The organism is Nodosilinea sp. LEGE 07298 (genome assembly GCF_015207265.1).
Lineage (GTDB): Bacteria > Cyanobacteriota > Cyanobacteriia > Phormidesmidales > Phormidesmidaceae > Nodosilinea.
In genome coordinates this window covers 1-1577 of sequence record NZ_JADEXE010000565.1, presented here as the reverse complement: position 1 = coordinate 1577, position 1577 = coordinate 1, and the positions used below count along the sequence as shown (strand labels likewise).

1 protein-coding gene is annotated in these 1577 nt (G+C 56.6%); it reads right to left on the bottom strand.

Annotated elements, in window-relative coordinates; translation table 11 throughout:
* Positions 1-71: 71 nt before the first annotated feature.
* A complete protein-coding gene (locus IQ273_RS33075; RefSeq protein WP_194027301.1) occupies positions 72-1469 on the bottom strand; it encodes a fimbria/pilus outer membrane usher protein in 1398 nt (465 codons plus the stop codon).
* Positions 1470-1577 lie beyond the last annotated feature (108 nt).

The window sequence follows — 1577 nt, the reverse complement described above, 5'->3', positions numbered from 1 at the left end:
GCCCCTTTGAACAACTCAACGGTTTCCGCTATCACGACAACTGGGTGCGCAACCTGCTGATTGCCTCTTCGTTAAATGGCAGAAGGCCGTTGCCCAGGAAAGCCGACACAAAATAAGTTGGAACTAGGACTGCTCATTGTCTCGGTACTGCTAGCCGTGGTGTTGAGCGAAATCGACTGGCGTTGCTGAGACATTAGCCAAGACAAGCCTAAAAAAGCACGAGTTTCGTCTTGTCCCTGCTGATTGCGGCTGTGGTTAATATTGACGCTGCCGCTGAGGCCATTGCCGAAGGAGCGAGACAAGCCCAGGTTAGCGGTGTAGCTATCTGGCCCATTGCGCCCTAGGCGATAACCGCCGCCAATATTTAAGCTGGTGTTGTCAAAAATGCGTTGGCTGTAGGACCCTGACAGGGTGAGCCAGTCGGGGCTGGGGCCAAGTGCGCCCAGGGTAGTAAAGCGATCGCTCCGGTATTCTGCTGCAAAGCGCAGCGAGCGATTAGTGGTGTCTTGGGGGTTAGGGGGTAGCTCATACTGCAATCGCATCGCTAAGCCGGTACCCAAGTCGCCCGTGTGGCTGGCCGCGACATCCCAACCCCAGTTGCCCATTGCCGAGGCCCACACCCCATCGGTTTCCACCATTTGATAGGAGGGTGTTAGCTGCGCATAGGTCCCCAGGGTCAGAGTTGAGCTGACTCCCCAGCGATGGGCCAGAGCTAGCTGCGGCTCATTCCAATCGTACTGTCGCTGCCCGCCCAAGGTTCGGGTGGGGAATCCCAGATTGTAGGAAAACTGCTGCAACCCCGGTGCTAACAAATTACCGGCCAGGGCGGTGGCAAAATCGAGGCGCTGCACCTGTCCCAGGTCATCGGTAATAATTAGCTGAATGTCGTTGGCACCTGTGCTGAGAGCCAGATTGCGAATATCTTGAGGCCCCGCCTCTAGCTGCAACTGCTGTACCCGTACTCCGTTAATGTAAATTTCTACCCGCGAAGGTCGCTCTAAAAAGAAGGTAAATTCTCCCGTGGGTCGGGTAACGCGATAGGGCTGCAAGCTGTAGTTGCGAGATACCGAGATACCGCCCAGGGGCACCACCGTCTGAAACGCACCACTCACCGGAATCGACAAATCTCCCGCTATGTAGCGCAGGGCATTGAGTGGGTCGTCGTGTACCAGCCGCACATCGCCCCGACTAAACCCCGGCGCACCCCCTTCGATCACGTTGGCCCGGCCTTCTAGCACCCAGCCCGATAGGTTTAGCGCTCCGTCTAGGGATAGACGCAGGGGCTGTCGCCCAGCACCGGAGCCTGACCAAACAATGTCTTCGCCCGCCAAAATATTCAAATATCCGCTGACGGTACTTACGGGCAGGGCATCGGCTGCCTCAGGGGGCAAACCATAGCTGCCAACCACATTGGTACGCCGCAGCGCCGCCGGAATTTGTAAATACAGCTTATCAAATGTCAAGTACATAGAGGTGACGCGACAGCTAGATTGGCGGATTGCAGGGTCTGAGAGAAGGTCAGCACCCCCGTTCATGAGCGCTGTAGCAGTGGTCGCCTTTCGAAGAACGACTGCACG

Excerpts from the sequence above, each read along its gene's own strand:
- IQ273_RS33075 (WP_194027301.1), bottom strand. The coding sequence starts at position 1,469 with ATGTACTTGACATTTGATAAGCTGTATTTACAAATTCCGGCGGCGCTG.